This is a genomic window from Streptomyces sp. CLV115, from assembly GCF_038448545.1.
In the GTDB taxonomy this organism is placed as follows: Bacteria; Actinomycetota; Actinomycetes; order Streptomycetales; family Streptomycetaceae; genus Streptomyces; species Streptomyces sanglieri.
This window is the reverse complement of the sequence record NZ_JBCEWQ010000077.1, coordinates 1-17,097: the sequence shown is the minus strand read 5'-3', so window position 1 is coordinate 17,097 and position 17,097 is coordinate 1. Positions and strand designations below refer to the sequence as shown.

At 70.7% G+C, this 17,097-nt stretch carries 14 protein-coding genes; 5 read left to right on the top strand and 9 right to left on the bottom strand.

Translation table 11 applies throughout. The features are described 5' to 3' along the window. Positions 1–13 precede the first annotated feature (13 nt). Complete coding sequence (locus AADR41_RS24680) at positions 14–1,396, bottom strand: extracellular solute-binding protein (protein WP_342283586.1); 1,383 nt, start codon at positions 1,394–1,396, stop codon at positions 14–16. Positions 1,397–1,626: 230 nt separating this feature from the next. Between AADR41_RS24680 and AADR41_RS24675 the strand changes: the two genes are divergently transcribed. Continuing rightward, positions 1,627–3,438, top strand: coding sequence for a hypothetical protein (locus AADR41_RS24675; RefSeq protein WP_342283585.1), 1,812 nt, complete (start codon positions 1,627–1,629; stop codon positions 3,436–3,438). A gap of 117 nt (positions 3,439–3,555) precedes the next feature. Here the strand turns inward: AADR41_RS24675 and AADR41_RS24670 are convergent, their stop codons facing one another. Further along, entirely contained in the window at positions 3,556–3,819 is a 264-nt protein-coding gene (locus tag AADR41_RS24670) for a hypothetical protein (protein WP_342283584.1), read from the bottom strand. 134 nt (positions 3,820–3,953) lie between these two features. Between AADR41_RS24670 and AADR41_RS24665 the strand changes: the two genes are divergently transcribed. Further along, positions 3,954–5,087, top strand: coding sequence for a PP2C family protein-serine/threonine phosphatase (locus tag AADR41_RS24665; protein WP_342283583.1), 1,134 nt, complete (start codon positions 3,954–3,956; stop codon positions 5,085–5,087). A 29-nt stretch (positions 5,088–5,116) separates the two neighbouring features. Here the strand turns inward: AADR41_RS24665 and AADR41_RS24660 are convergent, their stop codons facing one another. Next, positions 5,117–6,322 (bottom strand): FUSC family protein, encoded by a 1,206-nt coding sequence (locus AADR41_RS24660; RefSeq protein WP_342283582.1) that lies wholly within the window; start codon positions 6,320–6,322, stop codon positions 5,117–5,119. An 82-nt stretch (positions 6,323–6,404) separates the two neighbouring features. Next, positions 6,405–7,550, bottom strand: a complete 1,146-nt coding sequence (locus tag AADR41_RS24655; RefSeq protein WP_342283581.1) for a glycosyltransferase — start codon at positions 7,548–7,550, stop codon at positions 6,405–6,407. A gap of 304 nt (positions 7,551–7,854) precedes the next feature. Between AADR41_RS24655 and AADR41_RS24650 the strand changes: the two genes are divergently transcribed. Beyond that, on the top strand, positions 7,855–8,841 hold the full coding sequence (locus AADR41_RS24650) for an alpha/beta hydrolase (protein ID WP_342283580.1): 987 nt from the start codon (positions 7,855–7,857) through the stop codon (positions 8,839–8,841). 277 nt (positions 8,842–9,118) lie between these two features. On the opposite strand, the gene htpG is transcribed toward AADR41_RS24650, so the two are convergent. From htpG to AADR41_RS24625, 5 genes are all read right to left on the bottom strand, one after another. After that, entirely contained in the window at positions 9,119–11,050 is a 1,932-nt protein-coding gene (htpG, locus tag AADR41_RS24645; protein WP_342283579.1) for a molecular chaperone HtpG, read from the bottom strand. A 65-nt stretch (positions 11,051–11,115) separates the two neighbouring features. Beyond that, positions 11,116–11,991, bottom strand: a complete 876-nt coding sequence (locus tag AADR41_RS24640; protein WP_342283578.1) for an SDR family NAD(P)-dependent oxidoreductase — start codon at positions 11,989–11,991, stop codon at positions 11,116–11,118. A 52-nt stretch (positions 11,992–12,043) separates the two neighbouring features. After that, positions 12,044–12,826, bottom strand: a complete 783-nt coding sequence (locus AADR41_RS24635) for an SDR family NAD(P)-dependent oxidoreductase (RefSeq protein ID WP_342283577.1) — start codon at positions 12,824–12,826, stop codon at positions 12,044–12,046. Continuing rightward, positions 12,783–13,532 carry a GntR family transcriptional regulator gene (locus tag AADR41_RS24630; RefSeq protein WP_342283576.1) on the bottom strand — a complete coding sequence of 250 codons (750 nt, stop codon included), beginning with the start codon at positions 13,530–13,532 and terminating at the stop codon, positions 12,783–12,785. Before AADR41_RS24630 ends, AADR41_RS24635 begins: the two co-directional genes overlap by 44 nt. 33 nt (positions 13,533–13,565) lie before the next feature. Further along, complete coding sequence (locus AADR41_RS24625; RefSeq protein WP_342283575.1) at positions 13,566–14,120, bottom strand: VOC family protein; 555 nt, start codon at positions 14,118–14,120, stop codon at positions 13,566–13,568. A 138-nt stretch (positions 14,121–14,258) separates the two neighbouring features. Here AADR41_RS24625 and AADR41_RS24620 point away from each other — a divergent pair, with 138 nt between their 5' ends. Continuing rightward, positions 14,259–16,457 carry an alpha-ketoacid dehydrogenase subunit alpha/beta gene (locus tag AADR41_RS24620; RefSeq protein WP_342283574.1) on the top strand — a complete coding sequence of 733 codons (2,199 nt, stop codon included), beginning with the start codon at positions 14,259–14,261 and terminating at the stop codon, positions 16,455–16,457. Between the two features lie 37 nt (positions 16,458–16,494). Beyond that, a partial coding sequence (locus tag AADR41_RS24615; RefSeq protein ID WP_342283573.1) for an E3 binding domain-containing protein occupies positions 16,495–17,097 on the top strand: 603 nt, incomplete at its 3' end.

The following is a 17,097-nucleotide window of genomic DNA, read 5'->3' as shown; positions in this document are numbered from 1 at the left end:
CAAACGAGAGGCCCTAGTTCTGCGCCCGCTCCACCTGGGACTTGACCTGTGCCGCGGCCTTCTTCAGCTGCTCCGCCGGGTCGGCGTCCCGGCGGGTCAGTACGGCCTGCACGGCGCTGTCGAGGGCCTTGTAGACGTTCTGCGCCTCGACGGGCGGCTCGATGGCCAGCTCGTAGTCGCCGAGCGTGCCGCTGTACGGGGCGAAGTTCCCGACCGGCACGTTGGCCTGCTTGTCGACCGCGGCCTGGACCGGATCGGCGATGGCCGGCTTGTAGAACGGCACGGTCGGCACGCCGATGGCGGCGCCGTCCTTCTTCTTGGCCGCCGCGTCCTTCTCGGCGAGCCCGGCGTCGTACTTGGTGGAGAGGTAGTAGAAGTCGATGAACTTCGCCGCGGCCTCGCGCTCCCGCGAAGTGGCCCGCGGGCTGATCACCGCGATGGTGCCGCCGGCCAGGGTCCGCTTACCGGTGCCGTCGACGGGCATGGCGCCGAGGCCGATGAGCTTCGGGTCGCCCTTGTACTGCTGGATGTAGTGGCCGACCATGCTCGGGCCGGCGATCGTCATGCCGATCTTCCCGGCGGAGAAGTCCTTCTCCATGTCGGTGATGTTGCGCAGCTGGTTCTTGCCCATCGAGTCGTCCGTCCAGCGCATGTCCTTCAGCGCCTTCAGCGACTTCTCCGCGCCGCTGCCGGAACGGTCGAAGGTGTTGGCCCACTTGCCGCCGGACTGCTCCTGCATGCTGTCGCCGAAGGAGTAGGCCATCGCGGTGAGCATCCAGCCGCCGGTGTTCTCCTTGGTCATCTGCGCGTAGCCGGTGGCGTCGGTCTTCTCGGAGATCGCCTTGGCCGCCGTACGAACCTCGGACCAGCTGGTCGGCGGCTTGTCCGGGTCGAGACCGGCCTTCTCGAACAGGTCCCGGTTGTAGACCAGGCCGAGGGCGTACTCCTCGGTGGGGATGCCGTAGAGCTTGTCGTCCGCGCCCTTCACGGGCCCGAGCGCGACGTCGTTGAAGTCCTCGCTGTGCTTCAGCTTCTTGAAGTCCGAGGTCAGGTCGGCGACCTGCCTGCGCTTGATCAGGCCCGACATCTCGGTCAGCGGCACCCGTACGATTGTCTCCAGGCTGCCGCCGCCGACCTTGGTCTGGAAGCTCTGCTGGTCGTACTGGTACTCGTTCGTCTTGATCTTGATCTTGGGGTTGGCCTTCTCGAATTCCGCCACCCGCGCGTCGAACGTCTTGAGCGCGGCCGCGTTGGTGGCGGGCGGGCGCCCGGAGACGGTGATCGTCACCGTGCCGTCGCCCGCCGCGTCACTGCCGGAACCGGAACACGAGGCAAGCACGCAGACGAGCGCACCCGCGGTGACGCCCGTCAGGGCGATGCGCAGGGAGGGTCTCATCGGGGACTCCATTCAGGGGCAGACCGGAAACCGGCTGGAAAGCGTTTTCCAGCCGGGGTCACCTTGCACCGCCCGATATCGCCGCGTCAATGGGTTTGGTGCGGACTTCTGGCCCGGAGCCCCACGTATGCCTCTTGCCGCAGCGTAGACGTCGGCTTAGCCTCTGGAAAACGTTTCCCAAGCGTTTCCGAAGATCGTCGTCCCGACGATCGCGAGCTGGAGGACATCCCGTGCACCCTGCCTGGTCGGCCGCCGAGTACGATCGCGCCCTGCTGCGAGCGGCCCTCGCCGAGGGCGATCGCTGCTGGGACGCCGAGGCGAACCTGCTGCAGGTCGAAGCCCCGTACAACCCCATCCACACCAACATCAAGGGCGGCCCTGCCCACCCCACCCGCAACTCCCTGCACTATGCCCTGCTGCTGCTGGAGCGGGGCGGCGAGGGCGACGCCGAGCGCGCCCACTCGGTGATCCTGCGGGTCGCCGGGCTCCAGGACCGGTCGCCGGAGAACGCCACCTATGGGATCTGGGGCTACTACGCCGAGGAGCCGGCGGCGGAAATGGTCCCGGCCGACTGGAACTGGGCGGACTTCCTCGGCATCGCACTGCTGCTGGTGCATGCCCGCCACGGCGACACCCTGCCGGCCGAGGTGCGCCACGAGCTGCGGGAGTCGCTGCGGCACGCGGCCGCCTCGATCGTCCGCAGGAATGTGCATCTGACGTACACCAACGTCGCCGTCATGGGAACCTTCGTGACACTCGCCGCCGGGAGGCTCCTGGACGACGAGGAACTGTTCGCGTACGGCAAGGACCGCATGGTGCGGCTCACCCGGGCCATCGACAGCACCGGAAGCTTCACCGAGTTCAACAGCCCGTCCTACTGGGGCGTCGTGCTCCAGACCCTGACCCTGATCAGGGAGCACGTCGACGACGAGGAGGTGCTGGAGCTCAACGACCGGCTGCACGACCGGCTCTGGCTGCACTTCCTGGCCCGCTGGCACCCGCCGACCCGTCAGCTCTCCGGCCCGATGGCCCGCTGCTACAGCAATGACCTGGGGGTGCCGCCGTTCCTGGCGAAGGCGGTGCGCGGGGAGCTCGGCACGCCGGTGCCCAGCCCGGTCCGGGGCGAGATGGCGACCGGGGTGGAGTCCTGCGTGGACTACCGGATGCCCGACTGGGTACGGCCCCGGCTGCGGGAGCTGGCGGGCGAGCACGAGCACCGGGAGCTGTTCACCGAGACCCCGTCCCCGGAGACGGGCACCACCTGGCTGGACGCGGTCACCACCCTGGGCAGTGTGAACCACCAGGACACCTGGCTGCAGCGGCGTCCGCTGTTCGGCCACTGGGTCCGCCCGGACGGGACGCCCGGGCATCTGCACGTCCATCTGATGAAGGACGACGGGGCGGAGGACTTCGACTTCGCCTCGGGCGTGCTCTCGACCGTGCAGAGCGGTCCGCATGTGGCCTGGCTGGCGGGATTCGCCTGCCCGGCGGGCGACCGGCACCACCACCTCGACATGATCGAGCCGGGCGACCGGTTCCGGGCGCGGTCGCTGCGCCTGGTGGTGGACGCGATCGGCGCGCCGCCCGTGACGGAACCGCGCGCCCTCGACGGCGGCGTCGAACTCGACCTGGGCACGGCGCGGCTGGACTTCAGGCTGGCCGGCGGTGCGTTCGGCGGCCGTACGCCGACGCTCCGGCTGGTGCCGCGCGCCGACGGGGTGCGGATCGAGGTGGTGCTGTTCGAGAGCGCGACCCCGGCCGAGCTGGACTGGGCGGAGCTCGGCGACACCTTCGCGGCCGGATCCCTGTCCCTCGTGGCGGCCGGCGCGCGGCAGGCCGCGGAGACCACGCCGGGTCCCGAGGCCGCCGTCGACGGAGACCACGCCGAGGTGCGCTGGACGACCCCGCGGGGGCACCGGCTCGGCGTGCGCGGCGGCCGGTCGGTCGTCTCCCGCGACGAGCACGCCGCACTGCACTCCGCGACGCTGGACGGCGCGGCGCCCCCGTCGCCCCGCCTCTCGGATTCGCCGCTCGTTCCGTGACGCACCGGTCACCGCCGGCCGCGGGGCATTCCGCAGCCGGCGGTGTCCGCGCGATCGGACATCGCAACCGCCCCGTGCGCGGCGGCAGCACATGAGTTCAGCCGGCCCGGCCGGTGGTCACCGGCGCACGGGCTTCACCGCGTCGGCGTGCACGCACCCGGTGCCGCTCGCGGTGAGGGAGACGGCGGCGCCGGTGCCCTCGGCGTACGACCGGGTACCGAGGGACGTCCAGCCGGAGCTTCCGGTGCGTTCGTCGAGTGTCGTGTCCGGCACGGTCCTGCAGGTGATGGAGGTGAGCCGGCCGGCAGTGCAGTCGTGCGTCCACCGACCGGGGGTGTGGGCGGCGGTGCACTTCAGGGTGCCGTCGAGGTGGAGCTTCACACCGCTCTCGGACCGGTCGATCCCGTAGGTGTGCCACTGCCGCAGGTCGAGTCCGCTGTCGCGGGAGCTGCCCGCGGGCCTGGTGATCAGCCGTACGAGGAGCGGGGGCGGGCCGAGTGAGGTATTCCGGAAGCATGGCTTCCCCGCGGTTCCTGGAGTCGATCCGTGAGTCCCGACGGCGCAGGAACGCGCTCGTGGCGACGCCGTTCGCGCTGATCGCCACCGTCACCGTGGTGGACGTCGTCGCACCGCCGGACGTCCATCTCGGTCCGTTCCTGGTGGCGGCGCCCGCGCTGGCCGCCTCGTTCAGCGGGCCGCGCATGACCGCACTCGTCGGTGTGGTCGCCGTGCTCACGCAGGCGGTGGTGGCGGTCGCGCGTACCGGTCCCAACAATCTCAACCACACCTACCAGATCGTCGCGCTGGTCCTCATCTCCGCCTTCGTCACCTTCTTCGCCCACCTGAGAGTCCGCAACGAGCGGGCCGTGACCCAGTTGCGTTCGGTGGCCGAGGCGTCGCAGCGCGTGGTGCTGCGTCCGCTGCCCGCACGGAGCGGCCCGCTGCGCATCTCCTCGGTCTATCTGGCGGCGGAGGCGGAGGCGCAGATCGGCGGCGACCTCTACGCCGCCGCCCGCACCGTGGGAGGCACCCGGCTGATCATCGGCGATGTGCGCGGCAAGGGGCTCGCCGCGATCGGTGAGGCGGCGAGTGTGCTGGGTGCGTTCCACGCGCTTTCCCGCCAGCGGTGGCCGCTGCCCGATCTGGTCGCCCAGCTGGAGACGAGCATCGCACCGGACCTCGACGGCACGGGCACCGCGGGCGGGGACGAGGAGGACGACCCGGACCTCGCCGAGTCGTTCGTCACCGCGGCCGTGCTCGACATCCCCGACGACGGCGCCGAGATCCACCTGGTCAGCTGCGGTCATCCACCGCCGCTCCTGCTGCGGGCCGGTGCGGCGATTCCGCTCGATGTGCGCACGCCGGACCCGCCGCTCGGGCTGGCACGCCTGGTGATCACCGAGCACACGACGGAGACGTTCGGCTTCGAGGCCGGTGACACGCTGCTCCTGTACACCGACGGCGTGATCGAGTCCCGGGACCGGTCGGGGCGTTTCTATCCGCTGCGGGAACGGGCCGCCTCGCGGTTCGGCACGGGCCCCGAAGCACTGCTGGAGTCCCTGTGCGCCGACCTGTTGCACCACGCGGGCGGTCGTCTGGGGGACGACGCGGCGCTGGTCGCCATCGAGCGTCTGCCGGCCTCCGGATGACGGTTCCGGGTGCCGGGTGCGCCGCGCCGTCAGCTCTGCCCGCTGCCCAGGCGGCGTGACACGGAGCGCAGCCAGGGGTGACGTTCGTGGAGCTGCGCGGAGCGCCGGTCGAGCTCCTTGCCCAGGCGTTCCGTGCGCTTGTCGATGTCGAGCTCGTCCAGGATCCGGTCGATCTCGGCGAGCAGCGCCCCGTGCAGCTGCCACTGCCGAGGATGTTCCTGGACGTCTTCGAGGAGCAGATCGGCCACCCGGTCCCTGGTCGCGCGGCTGACGGCGAGCGCGTCGGCCAGCCTGGCCTCCGCCTCCTCGGCGTTCTCCGCGAGCGGGGTGGTGATCAGTTCGGCGAAGCTCTCGACGGCGTCGGCCAGCTGCCCGAACAGCTCGGTCAGGGATTCGGCCACGTCGGTGGGGAACAGCGTCTCGTCGGTACGGGCCTTGGCCAGGTCGGTCAGCGTGCGCGACAGGACCCGCAGCACCACGGCGCAGATCTCCAGGGTGTCCAGACCGGTGCGGAGCACGACCCGGTAGAGCAGTCCCTGCCGGACCCGCGGATTGAGCGTGAGGCTGTCCTCCGCCTGCCGCAGCGAGGCGTCGACCTCCACGATGTCGTGGTCGAGGCGGCGGGCCGCGTGGAGCCGGTCGGCCGCCCGCCCGACGGAGATGTGCCCGCCCGCGTCCGCTCCCGTCGCGCGGAGCATCCTGCCCATCTCACGGGCCAGACCGTCGATGGAGGCACCCGCGGACTGCACCCACACCGGAGGCGCCAGGAGCAGGTTGAAGAGCAGCCCCACTCCCGCACCGATCAGGGTCTCCAGCACCCGGTCCCAGGCGGTCGACGCGACCTGGGAGACACCCAGCACGAGCATCGCGCTGATCGCGACCTCGGGGACGAACTCGCCGACGCGCACCAGCCGCCCGATGATCAGCGAGGCGAAGATCGTCAGCCCGAGGCTCCACCAGTTGAGGCCCACCAGCGCGGTGAACGCGCTGGCGATGAGCACCCCGACCACGACGGAGTTCACCCGGCGGATCCCCGTGGTGAGGGTCGCGTAGAGGGTGACCTGTACGACGAGGAGCGCGGTGAGCGGTGCCGTGAGCGGTGCGGGGTGGGGCAGGGCCCACACCGCCACGACATAGGCGATGACGGCGGCCGCCGTGGAGCGCAGGGTCTGCGCTCCGACGGGCTCGGCCGTCCGCCGGACGAGCTCGATCACGGGTGCGGATACTCGTGCCATCTTCTTCCCATGCCCGCCGGTGCCCGGCACGGGCGCCCCGGTCCGGCGACTCCCTCCGTACGGAGGACGCCGTCCGCCGGGGTCAGGGGGCGAGAGTGCCGAGCAGTTCCTCGACCGTGGGGGTGGACCGCATCTCGTCGGCCAGGCGGCCGGCCCGGGCCCGGAACGACGGCTCGTCGAGGATCAGCTCGGTGGCCGCGCGGATGCCTCGTACGTCGTCGGGGCCCAGCACCGGCGGCTCGTCCACCGGGGCGCCGGTCGGGGTGATCGCCGTCCCCGCCCCCGCCTCGGTCACCAGCCGGGCGTTCACCGGCTGGTCGGCGAAGAGGGGGACGCAGACCAGCGGGACGCCGGCCGCCAGGGCGCCGAAGACGGTCCCGGATCCGCCGTGGCAGACCACCAGCGACGCACGGCGCAGGACGTCCGCCTGGGGCACCCACTGCTCCACCCGGACATGGGGCGGCAGCGGTCCGAGGTCCGCCGGCTCGATGAGGTGCCCCGTGGTGAGCAGTACCCGCACCGGCAGTTCGCCCACCGCCTCGACGAGCGCCCGGTACAGGCCGACCGCGGTCGGCAGGGCGCCCGCCTCGGTGCCCAGGGTGAGGTTGACCAGCGGCTGTTCCGCGTCGCCCCATCCGTCCGCCGGCGCACCCGGCCTCAGGGTCTCGTGATAGCGGTGGGTCGCGGCGTACTGCGAGGGGTCCAGGGACGCCGGGAGGCGGCTCAGGTACGGGGTGGCGAGCAGCCGTTCCGCGATGCCGGTTCCGTACGGTTCGAACACGGGGATCGTCAGGGCGTCGGTGGACCGGGCGAACCCCGCGGCCGAGACCGCGACCCTCAGCCGCGGGATCCCGTGCCGCTCGGCGGCCACCACCGAGGCGAACTCGTACGCCTCGTGCACGACGAGGTCGGGTCGCCAGTCGCGGCACGCCTCCTCCAGCGCGGGAAGCATCGCGGCGATCCCCAGCCGGCCGAACACCTCCGTGACCATCAACGCGACGCCGTCGTCCGGGGCCAGCGCCAGCACGCGCGCCATGATCCTGCCGAGCTCCTCCTCGGGTGGCTCCCCGCCAATGCGGTACGGCTGTTTCCGGGACGCCAATAACGATTCCAGTGCTGGTGGGGCGACGACGAGGACGTCGTCGCCCCGTGCCGTGCACGCGTCGATGAGTGGAACGAGCGGGTGGAAGTGGCCCGAGCCTCGGGTCGAGGCGAAAAGTACACGCATGGGACAGAGACTAGGGATGTTCATCTGCCGCCCACAGGGCACCTTTCCGCCTGATTTCGGCGTGATTCCGGCGTCTGTCCGATGTTTGCCGCCGGTCCTGCGGGGGTGCCCCCGCAGGCCGCGCCGCCCGTTGTCACACCCTGCGCCAGGCGCCTTCGGGATAACGGGCCTGCTCCGCCGATGGTTTGCCGGAACGGCAACAACGCTCGCGTGGGCCGGGTATCCGTCGCATGATCGGGACCACGCATCGGGTCCGCGCAAGGGATCGCGGTCCGCGCAACACATCGAAGGATCGGGAGGATCCATGTCGCAGCCCGCCCGGGTCACGGACTTCAGACACCGCACGGTCCCCTCTCCCGCAGGCCGTATCCACCTGGTGGAACAGGGCGTCGGGCCGCTGGTACTGCTGGTGCACGGGTTCCCGGAATCCTGGTACTCCTGGCGCCGTCAACTGCCGGTGCTGGCCGCCGCGGGGTACCGGGCGGTCGCCATGGACGTGCGGGGCTACGGGCGTTCCTCCAGGCCGGAGTCCGTCGACGCGTACCGGATGCTCGACCTGATCGAGGACAACGTCGCCGTGGTGCACGCGCTCGGCGAGGAGACCGCGGTGATCGTCGGGCACGACTGGGGCTCGACGATCGCCGCCGACTCGGCCCTCGTCCGGCCGGACGTCTTCCGCGCGGTGGGTCTGCTGAGCGTTCCCTACGCGCCACCGGGCGGGCCGCGCCCCAGCGAGGTCTTCGCGGGGATGGGCGGGGACGAGGAGTTCTACGTCTCCTACTTCCAGGAGCCCGGCCGGGCCGAGGCCGAGATCGAGCCGGACGTCCGGGGCTGGCTCGCGGGCATCTACGCCGCACTGTCCGCCGACACCATGCCCGCACCGGACGCGCCCGATCCGCACTTCGTGCGGCGCGGCGGAACAATGCGTGAGCGGTTCCCCGCCGGCCGGCTGCCCGCCTGGCTGGACGAGGACGAACTGGACGTCTACGCAGCGGAGTTCGAGCGCACCGGAATGAACGGGGCGCTCAACCGCTACCGTAACATGGACCGGGACTGGACGGATCTCACCGATTTCCACGGCGCGCCCATCACCCGGCCCGCCCTGTTCATCGGCGGCGGCCTCGACGCCTCGACCACCTGGATGTCCAAGGCGATCGAGGCGTACCCGGCGACCCTGCCCGCGCTGGATTCCTCGCACGTCCTCGAAGGCGCCGGCCACTGGATCCAGCAGGAACGCAGCGAGGAGGTCAACAGCCTCCTGACCGGCTGGCTCGGCTCCCTGCCCCGCTGAGGCCGGCACGGTCGCGGTACGGCGGCCGGGAAGCGGACCGGAGCGCCGGGGAAGGGGCCGACCCCCGGGGGGTCGGGGCGCAGCCGGGCCACTGCCCGTACTTCGATCCTCGCTCCGGACCGCGTGATTCGCATCCCGGCGGCGACCACCGCGGCACCGGTACACCCGGGCCACCCGCCACGGCCGGTGGGCCGCGCCCCGGACGTGCGAGGCGCGGCCCACCGTGAAGCGTCCGCCGTCCTGGAGCCGCCGGTGCGGCTTCAGCGGCGGCGGGGGTTCACAGGGTCCGTTCGAGGCGGTCGGCCATCAGCCGGACGAAGCGTGACGGGTCGCCCAGTTCGCCGCCCTCGGCGAGCAGCGCCAGATCGTGGAGCAGCTCGGCCGTCTCCTGGAGTCCGGTGCCGTCGGTCTCGCCGCGTTCGGCGTGCGCCCGGTTCAGGCCGCTGACCAGCGGGTGCTCCGGGTTGAGTTCGAGAATGCGCTTGACCTGGGGAATCTCCTGCCCCATGGCCCGGTACATGTTCTCCAGGGCAGGTGTCACATCGTGCGTGTCCGAGACGATGCAGGCGGGCGAGACGGTGAGGCGGGAGGAGAGGCGTACCTCCTTGACGGTGTCGCTCAGTCGCTCCGTCATCCAGCCGAGCAGGTCCGCGTACTCCTGCCGGCGGCCCTCTCGTTCGGTCGCCGCCTCGTTCTTCTCCTCCTCGGTCCCGAGGTCGACCTCGCCCTTGGCGACGGACCGCAGCTTCTTGCCGTCGAACTCCGGCTCGGCCTCGACCCACACCTCGTCGACGGGGTCGGTCAGCAGCAGCACCTCGACGCCCTTGGCCCGGAACGCCTCCATGTGCGGGGAGTTCTCGATGGCCTGACGCGACTCGCCCGTCAGATAGAAGATGTGCTCCTGGCCGTCCTTCATCCGCTCCACGTACTGCCGCAGCGTGGTCGGCTCGTCCTTGTCGTGGGTCGTGGCGAAGGACGAGACGCCGAGGATGGTCTCGCGGTTCTCGAAGTCGCTCAGCAGCCCTTCCTTGAGGACGCGGCCGAACTCCCGCCAGAACGTGGCGTACCGCTCCGGCTCGGCGGACATCATGTCCTTGACCGTCGACAGGACCTTCTTCGCCAGCCGCCGGTGCATCAGCTGGATCTGGCGGTCCTGCTGGAGGATCTCGCGCGACACGTTGAGCGACAGGTCCTGCGCGTCCACGACGCCCTTGACGAAGCGCAGGTACGGCGGCATCAGCGCTTCGCAGTCGTCCATGATGAAGACGCGCTTCACATAGAGCTGGATGCCGCGCCGGTACCCCTGCATGAACAGGTCCTGGGGCGCGTGCGACGGGATGAAGAGCAGTGCCTGGTACTCGAAGGTGCCCTCCGCCTGAAGGCGGATGGTCTCCAGGGGGGCGCTCCAGTCGTGGCTGATGTGCTTGTACAGCTCGTGGTACTCGTCGTCGGTGACCTCGTCGCGCGAGCGCGCCCACAGGGCCTTCATCGAGTTGAGCGTCTCGGGCTCGCGCGGGGCGTCGTCGGCCCCTTCCCCGCCGTCCGCGTCCGCCGCGGCCTCGGGGACCATCCGGACGGGCCAGGTGATGAAGTCGGAGTAGCGCTTGACGATCTCCCTGATCTTCCACGGGGAGACGTAGTCGTGCAGCTGGTCGTCGGTGTCCTCCGGCTTGAGGTGGAGCGTGACGGAGGTTCCCTGGGGAGCGCTGTCGACGGTCTCGATCGTGTACGTGCCCTCGCCGGACGACGTCCACCGGGTGCCCTGGCTCTCGCCGGCGCGCCGGGTCAGCAGCGTGACCTCGTCGGCGACCATGAAGCTGGAGTAGAACCCGACGCCGAACTGACCGATCAGCCCGTCGGCCGCGGCGTTCTCCTCGGCCTCCTTGAGCTCCCGCAGGAACTTCGCGGTGCCCGAGTTCGCGATGGTCCCGATGAGCTGGACCACTTCTTCGTGGGACATCCCGATGCCGTTGTCCCGCACGGTCAGGGTGCGGGCCTGCCGGTCGGTCCCGATGGCGATGTGGAGGTCTGACACGTCCGCGCCGAGCGAGTCGTCGCGCAGTGCTTCGAGCCGCAGCTTGTCGAGCGCGTCGGAGGCGTTGGAGACGAGTTCACGCAAGAACACGTCCTTGTTCGAGTAGATCGAGTGGATCATCATCTGCAGAAGCTGGCGCGCTTCCACCTGAAACTCGAACGTCTCAGTGGGCATATCCGTGATTCCTTCTCAGGTCCGCGGTCGTGGATCTGGCCTGAGCACTTTAGATCAGCTGGTGATCACTCCGGGCCACTACCCCGAAGCCCACCGTTTTTGTGGTTCCGACCGGTATCCGGTCGGTCCGGCGTCACCGCGTAACCGTCGGCCGTCCAGCCGCCGTCGCTGACCAGCACCTGGCCGGTGATGTTCGCGGACACCCCGGAGGACAGGAACAGGGCGAGATTGGCGATGTCCTGCGGGGTGCCGAGGCGGCCGCGCGGGGTGCGGCGGCGCAGCGCCCGGGTGTCCAGGCGCCCGGCGTCGGCGAGCCGGTTCAGCAGGTCGGTCTCGACGTATCCGGGTGCGAGCGCGTTGACCCGGATGCCGGACGGGGCCCATTCGACGGCCAGGACCTTGGTGAGGGCGGCGACGGCGGCCTTGGTGGCGCAGTACGCCGCGCGCTCGGGGCCGGCGGTCACCCCGTACATCGACGAGGTGGTGAGGATGACACCTCCGTCGCCCTCGCGCATGATGCGGGCGGCGGCGCGCGCGCAGACGAAGACCCCGGTGAGATTGACGTCCAACGCGGTGTTCCAGCGGTCCAGTTCGAGATCGAGCGACGGCGCGTTGGCGGAGACACCGGCGTTGGCGACCATGACGGACAGCTCTCCCGTCCGGGCGGTGAACGCGGTGAGTGCGGCCGTCACCGCGTCCTGGTCGCTCACCGGGGCCGTGGCCGCCGCGATCACCCGGCCGGGGTGGCGCGCCGCCAGCGCCGGTTGCACCCGGTCCAGTTCGTCGCCGTCGAGGTCGAGCAGCAGCACATGGCATCCGGCGCGGGCGAAGGCGTCGGCCATCGCCAGGCCCAGGCCGCGGGCGGCGCCCGTGACGCATACGGAGCTTCCGTTCAGGTCGGGGTAGACCGCCGCTCGGGTCGTCGTGTTCGGTTCCGTCACCACTTGCTCCGCCGTGTTCTCCGTCGTGCTCTGCCCTGTTGTTCCCGGTCGCTCAGATCATGTGCATGCCGCCGTTCACATGGATGACCTCGCCCTGTACGAAACTCGCGGCGGGCGAGCAGAGGAAGGTGACCACGGAGGCGACTTCCTCCGGCCGGCCCAGGCGGCCCAGTGGGGTGGTGGCGAGAGCGGTGTCGCCGCGGTCGGCCACGTAGTCGCGGGTCATGGGGGTCTCGATGATGCCGGGCGAGACCATGTTGATCCGTGCCCTGGAGCCGAGTTCCCAGGCCAGGCTGCGGGAGAAGGCGAGCAGCGCGCCCTTGGTCGCCGCGTAGTGCGCGTGCCGGACGCTGCCTCGGTGACCGGCCATGGAGGTCAGATTGACGATGGATCCGCCCTCGTTGAGGTGGGGCAGAACGGCACGGGTGAGGTAGAAGACGCCGTTGAGGTTGACCGAGATGACGGTGTTCCACTGCTCGTCGGTCATGTCGGCGACGGCCTGCTCGGGGTAGATCCCGGCGGCGGGCACGAGGAAGTCGACCGAGCCGAACGTCTCGACGGCGGCGGCGACGAAGGCGTTGTTGCTCTCCGGCGACGCCGCGTCCAGAGTGCGGGTGATCACGGTGGTGCCCGTGGGGTCGAGCGTCGCGGCGAACTCCGCCAGTGTCCCGGCGTTCAGGTCGCCGAGCACCAGGTTGGCACCGGCCGCGTGGAACTGGCGGGCCACCTCGCGGGCGATGCCGCCGCCCGCGCCGGACAGGAGGAGGGTTCGGCCCTCGAAGGGGCGGGGGTCAGTCCGCTGGGCCTGCGGCGTCTGCTGTGTGGTCGCTGTCATGGTCTTCCTCTGTGAACAGTTCGGGATGTTGGGCCAGTTCGAGCCGGGTGCGGCGGATGTGGCCGGTGAGAAATCGTTCGGCGTCGACGATGTCGGCCCGCTTGATCGCGTCGATGATCAGGCGGTGCTCGGCATGGATCAGTTCCCAGCCGCTGTCGCCCGCGAGCCGGGCGAAGGCGCGGCGGTAGTGCTGGGTGGTGTTCCAGAACCGGTCGACCATGGCGGTGATCTGGGTGACGCGGCATCCGGAGTAGGTGAGCAGGTGGAGCCGGCCGTCGAGGGCCAGGAAGCGGTCCACGTCGGTGGTGAGCTCGATCTGCCGCGCGATCGCCTCCAGTTCGGCGATCTGTCCGGCGGTCAGATGCGGGATGCTCTCGGCGAGGGCGAGCGGTTCCAGGCGTTCGCGGATCTTGTAGACGCCCTCGCACTCCGCCATGTCCATCCTGGAGACCCAGGCGCCGCTGTTGGACTTCACCACGGTCAGCCCCTCGGCCGCCAGTATCCGCAGGGCCTCGCGTACGGGCAGCCGGCTGGCGCCGAGCTGCGCGGCGACCTGCTCCTGCATGATCCGGGCGCCGGGGCGCAGTTCACCGCTGAGGATGGCGGCACGCAGATGGTCCGCGACGCGCTGGCTGGCGACGGCGGCGCTGGATCCGGGCGTGCCGGATCCCGAGGGGCCTGATCCGGTGGTCGGGCTGGGTGACATGGTTCTCCCTGGTGGGGTGGCGCGGCAGCGTGTTCAGACGGAAGGCTGCCACAGCAGTACCGGTGAGCCGGCCTCGTACCGCTTGCCGTCCGGGTAGGAGACCAGCTCCAGCTGCATCCCCCAGGGAGTGAGGAAGTAGACCCAGCGCTGCCCCTCGCTCGGGCCGGAGCTGGCCGTGGGTTCGCCCAGGATCCGTACACCGTGCCGTCGCAGGTGTGCCACGGCGGCGTCGAGGTCGGTGACGTAGAAGGCGAGATGGTGGCCGCCGATGTCGCTGTTGCGCGGCGGTCGCGTCTGCTGTCCGGGGGCCTCGTACTCGAAGATCTCGAAGTTCGGACCGCCCGCGCACCGGAAGAAGCGCAGCTCGCGCATCACGGCACGTGGGTGGACGCCGAGGTGGTCGCTCATCCAGGTGCCGTCGGAACGGAACGGGCCGAGCGAGTAGACGTGCTCGCAGCCGATCACCTCGACGAAGAACCGGGTCGCCTCTTCGAGGTCGGGAACGGTGAAGCCGATGTGCTCGACGCCGGCCAGCCCGGGAAGTCCCCGCTGCTGGTCACCTGTGGAATGGATCCATCTATCCGCCATGGCTCTCACATTGCTCCGCGTTAGGTGCCGTAGTCAATGGACATTCCCGAAATCTGAACGTAACGTTCCGGTAACGAGGTATTGGCTATGGATCCATTCACTGCGACAGTGCTCACCGAATCACACAGGAGAGTGCTCATGCCCACACACCGGAAACTGGCCCCCGCATCACCCTGGACCGAGGTGACGGCGACCAAGAAGGACTGGCACGGCGCGGACCCCCGGCTGCTGACCTCGATGTTCACCCAGACCCTGCTGATCAGGACCTTCGAGGAGTACGTGCTCGACCTCGCGGGCCAGGGGCTGGTCCACGGGCCGGCGCACTCCAGCATCGGCCAGGAGGGCGGCGCCGTCGGCTCCGTGCTGCCGCTGACCGGCGCCGACTTCGTCGGCGGCTCGCACCGGGGGCACCACCAGTTCCTCGCCAAGGCACTGGGACATGTCGCGCCCGACGGCATCGACCTGCGCCGCCCCGTCGACGCGGAGGTGCGCACCGTCCTGCAGCGCAGCCTGGCCGAGATCTGCGGCCTGGCCAGGGGCTTCTGCCGGGGGCGCGGCGGATCCATGCACCTGCAGTGGCGCGAGGCCGGGGCCATGGGCACCAACGCGATCGTCGGCGGCGGCGTGCCGCAGGCCGCCGGGTTCGCCTGGTCGGCGCGGCAGGCCGGCACCGACGCCGTCTCGGTCACCTACTTCGGGGACGGCGCGGTCAACATCGGCTCCGTGCTGGAGACGATGAACCTCGCCGCCGCCTGGAAGCTGCCGGTCTGTTTCTTCATCGAGAACAACAAGTACGCCGTCTCCACCCACGTGGACGAGGCGACGGCCGAGCCCCGGCTGTCGGCGCGCGGACTGGGCTTCAACATCCCCAGCTGGCGTGTGGACGGCATGGACCCGCTCGCCACGTACCTCGCCATGAGCGAGGCCGTGGACCACATGCGCGCCGGTGGCGGCCCGACCGTCGTCGAGGCCGAGGTCTACCGCTTCTTCCACCAGAACGGCCCGTTCCCCGGCAGCGCGTTCGGCTACCGCACCAAGGACGAGGAGAAGGAGTGGCGGGCCCGCGACCCGCTGGCCCTCGTCTCGCGCCGGCTCGTCGAGAACGGCGTCCTGAGCGCCGGAGAGATCGAGGAGTGCACCGCGCGGGCCAAGGCGGTCATGGCCGCCATCGGTGACGAGCTGCTGGAGCCCGACCCCGAAGGAAAGCCGGGAACCCGCCGCATCAGGCCCGCCGAATGGCCCGACCCCTCCTTCCGCGACGTCGGTGTGCGGGGCGACCTCAGCGAGTTCGACGGCGTACGCCTCGCCGACACCGGGACCGGCCCGGACGCGTTCCAGGGGCGTCTGGAGCAGCGGAAGTTCATCGACGTCGTGGCCGAGGTGATGAGCCGGCGCATGGCCGAGGACTCGTCGGTCGTCGTCATGGGCGAGGACGTGCACCGGCTCAAGGGCGGCACCAACGGCGCCACCAAGGGCCTGGCCGAGGCCCACCCCGACCGGGTCCTGGGCACCCCGATCAGCGAGAACGCCTTCGCCGGACTGGCCGGCGGCATCGCGCTCGACGGCCGGTACAAGCCGGTGGTGGAGTTCATGTACGCCGACTTCATGTGGGTCGCCGCCGACCAGATCTTCAACCAGATCGGCAAGGCCCGGCACATGTTCGGCGGCGACGGACAGGGGTCCGGCGTCCCGCTCGTCCTGCGCAGCAAGGTCGCCATGGGTACCGGCTACGGCTCCCAGCACTCCATGGACCCGGCGGGGATCCTCGCCACGGCCCCCGGCTGGCGGATCGTCGCCCCGTCCACGCCCTTCGACTACGTGGGCCTGATGAACTCGGCGCTGACCTGCAAGGACCCGGTCGTCGTGCTGGAGCACACCGACCTGTACAACTCGGTCGGTCCGGGCCCGGTGGACGACCTGGACTACTGCCTGCCGGTGGGCAGGGCGGCGGTGCGCCGCACCGGGTCGCGGATCACCGTCGTGTCGTACCTCGCGATGACCAACTACGTCCTGGAGGCCGTCGAGCAGCTGGGCCTGGACGCCGAGGTCATCGACCTTCGCTGGCTCGACCGCGCCAGTCTCGACTGGGACACCCTCGGCGAGAGCATCCGCAAGACCAACAACGTGCTCATCGCCGAGCAGGGCCCCATCGGCACCTCCTACGGCGGCTGGCTGTCCGACGAGATCCAGCGCCGCTGGTTCGACTGGCTCGACCGGCCGGTCGAGCGCGTCGGGGCCGGCGAGTCCTCGCCCAGCATCAGCAAGGTGCTGGAGCGGGCGGCGATCGCACGGACCGAAGAGGTCGTGGCCGCGCTCCAGCGGGTCACCGGGAACTGACCCTCCCCGTAAGAGAGAACACCCAGGAGGGTTGATCATGGCAGAACTGTTCCGAATGCCCGCCGTGGCCGCCGACGCGGCAACGGCCGTACTGTCCGCCTGGCAGGTGGCGGAAGGGGCGTCGTTCACCAAGGACGACGCGCTGGTCTCCATCGAGACCGACAAGGCCGAGGTGGACGTGTCCGCCGAGCGGGACGGCGTGCTGCTCAAGGCGCTGTACGAAGCCGGCGTGGAGATCGAGGTCGGTGACCCCATCGCCGTGCTCGGCACCGTCGGCGAGCAGACCGGTGACCTCGACGCGCTGCTGGCGGAGCTCGGCGTGGCCGCGCCGGGCGAGGCCCGGCAGGCGGTGCGCCGGGACGTGCCGGAGGAGCCGGTCGCTCCGGTTCCCTCCGCCGCTCCGGCGCCCCGCGTCGCACCGGCTTCCGGTGAACCGGATCGCGGCGGGCGGATCTTCAGCAGTCCGCTGGCCCGCAGGCTGGCCCGCGAGGCGGGCCTCGGCATCGAGACCCTCACCGGCACCGGGCCCGGCGGCCGCATCGTCCGGCGCGACGTCGAGGCCGCGGTCGCGGCCGGGCGGGCACAGATGCCCGAGCCGCCCTCTCCCCCGGCCGCCGCACCCGTACCGCAGGCCCCCACC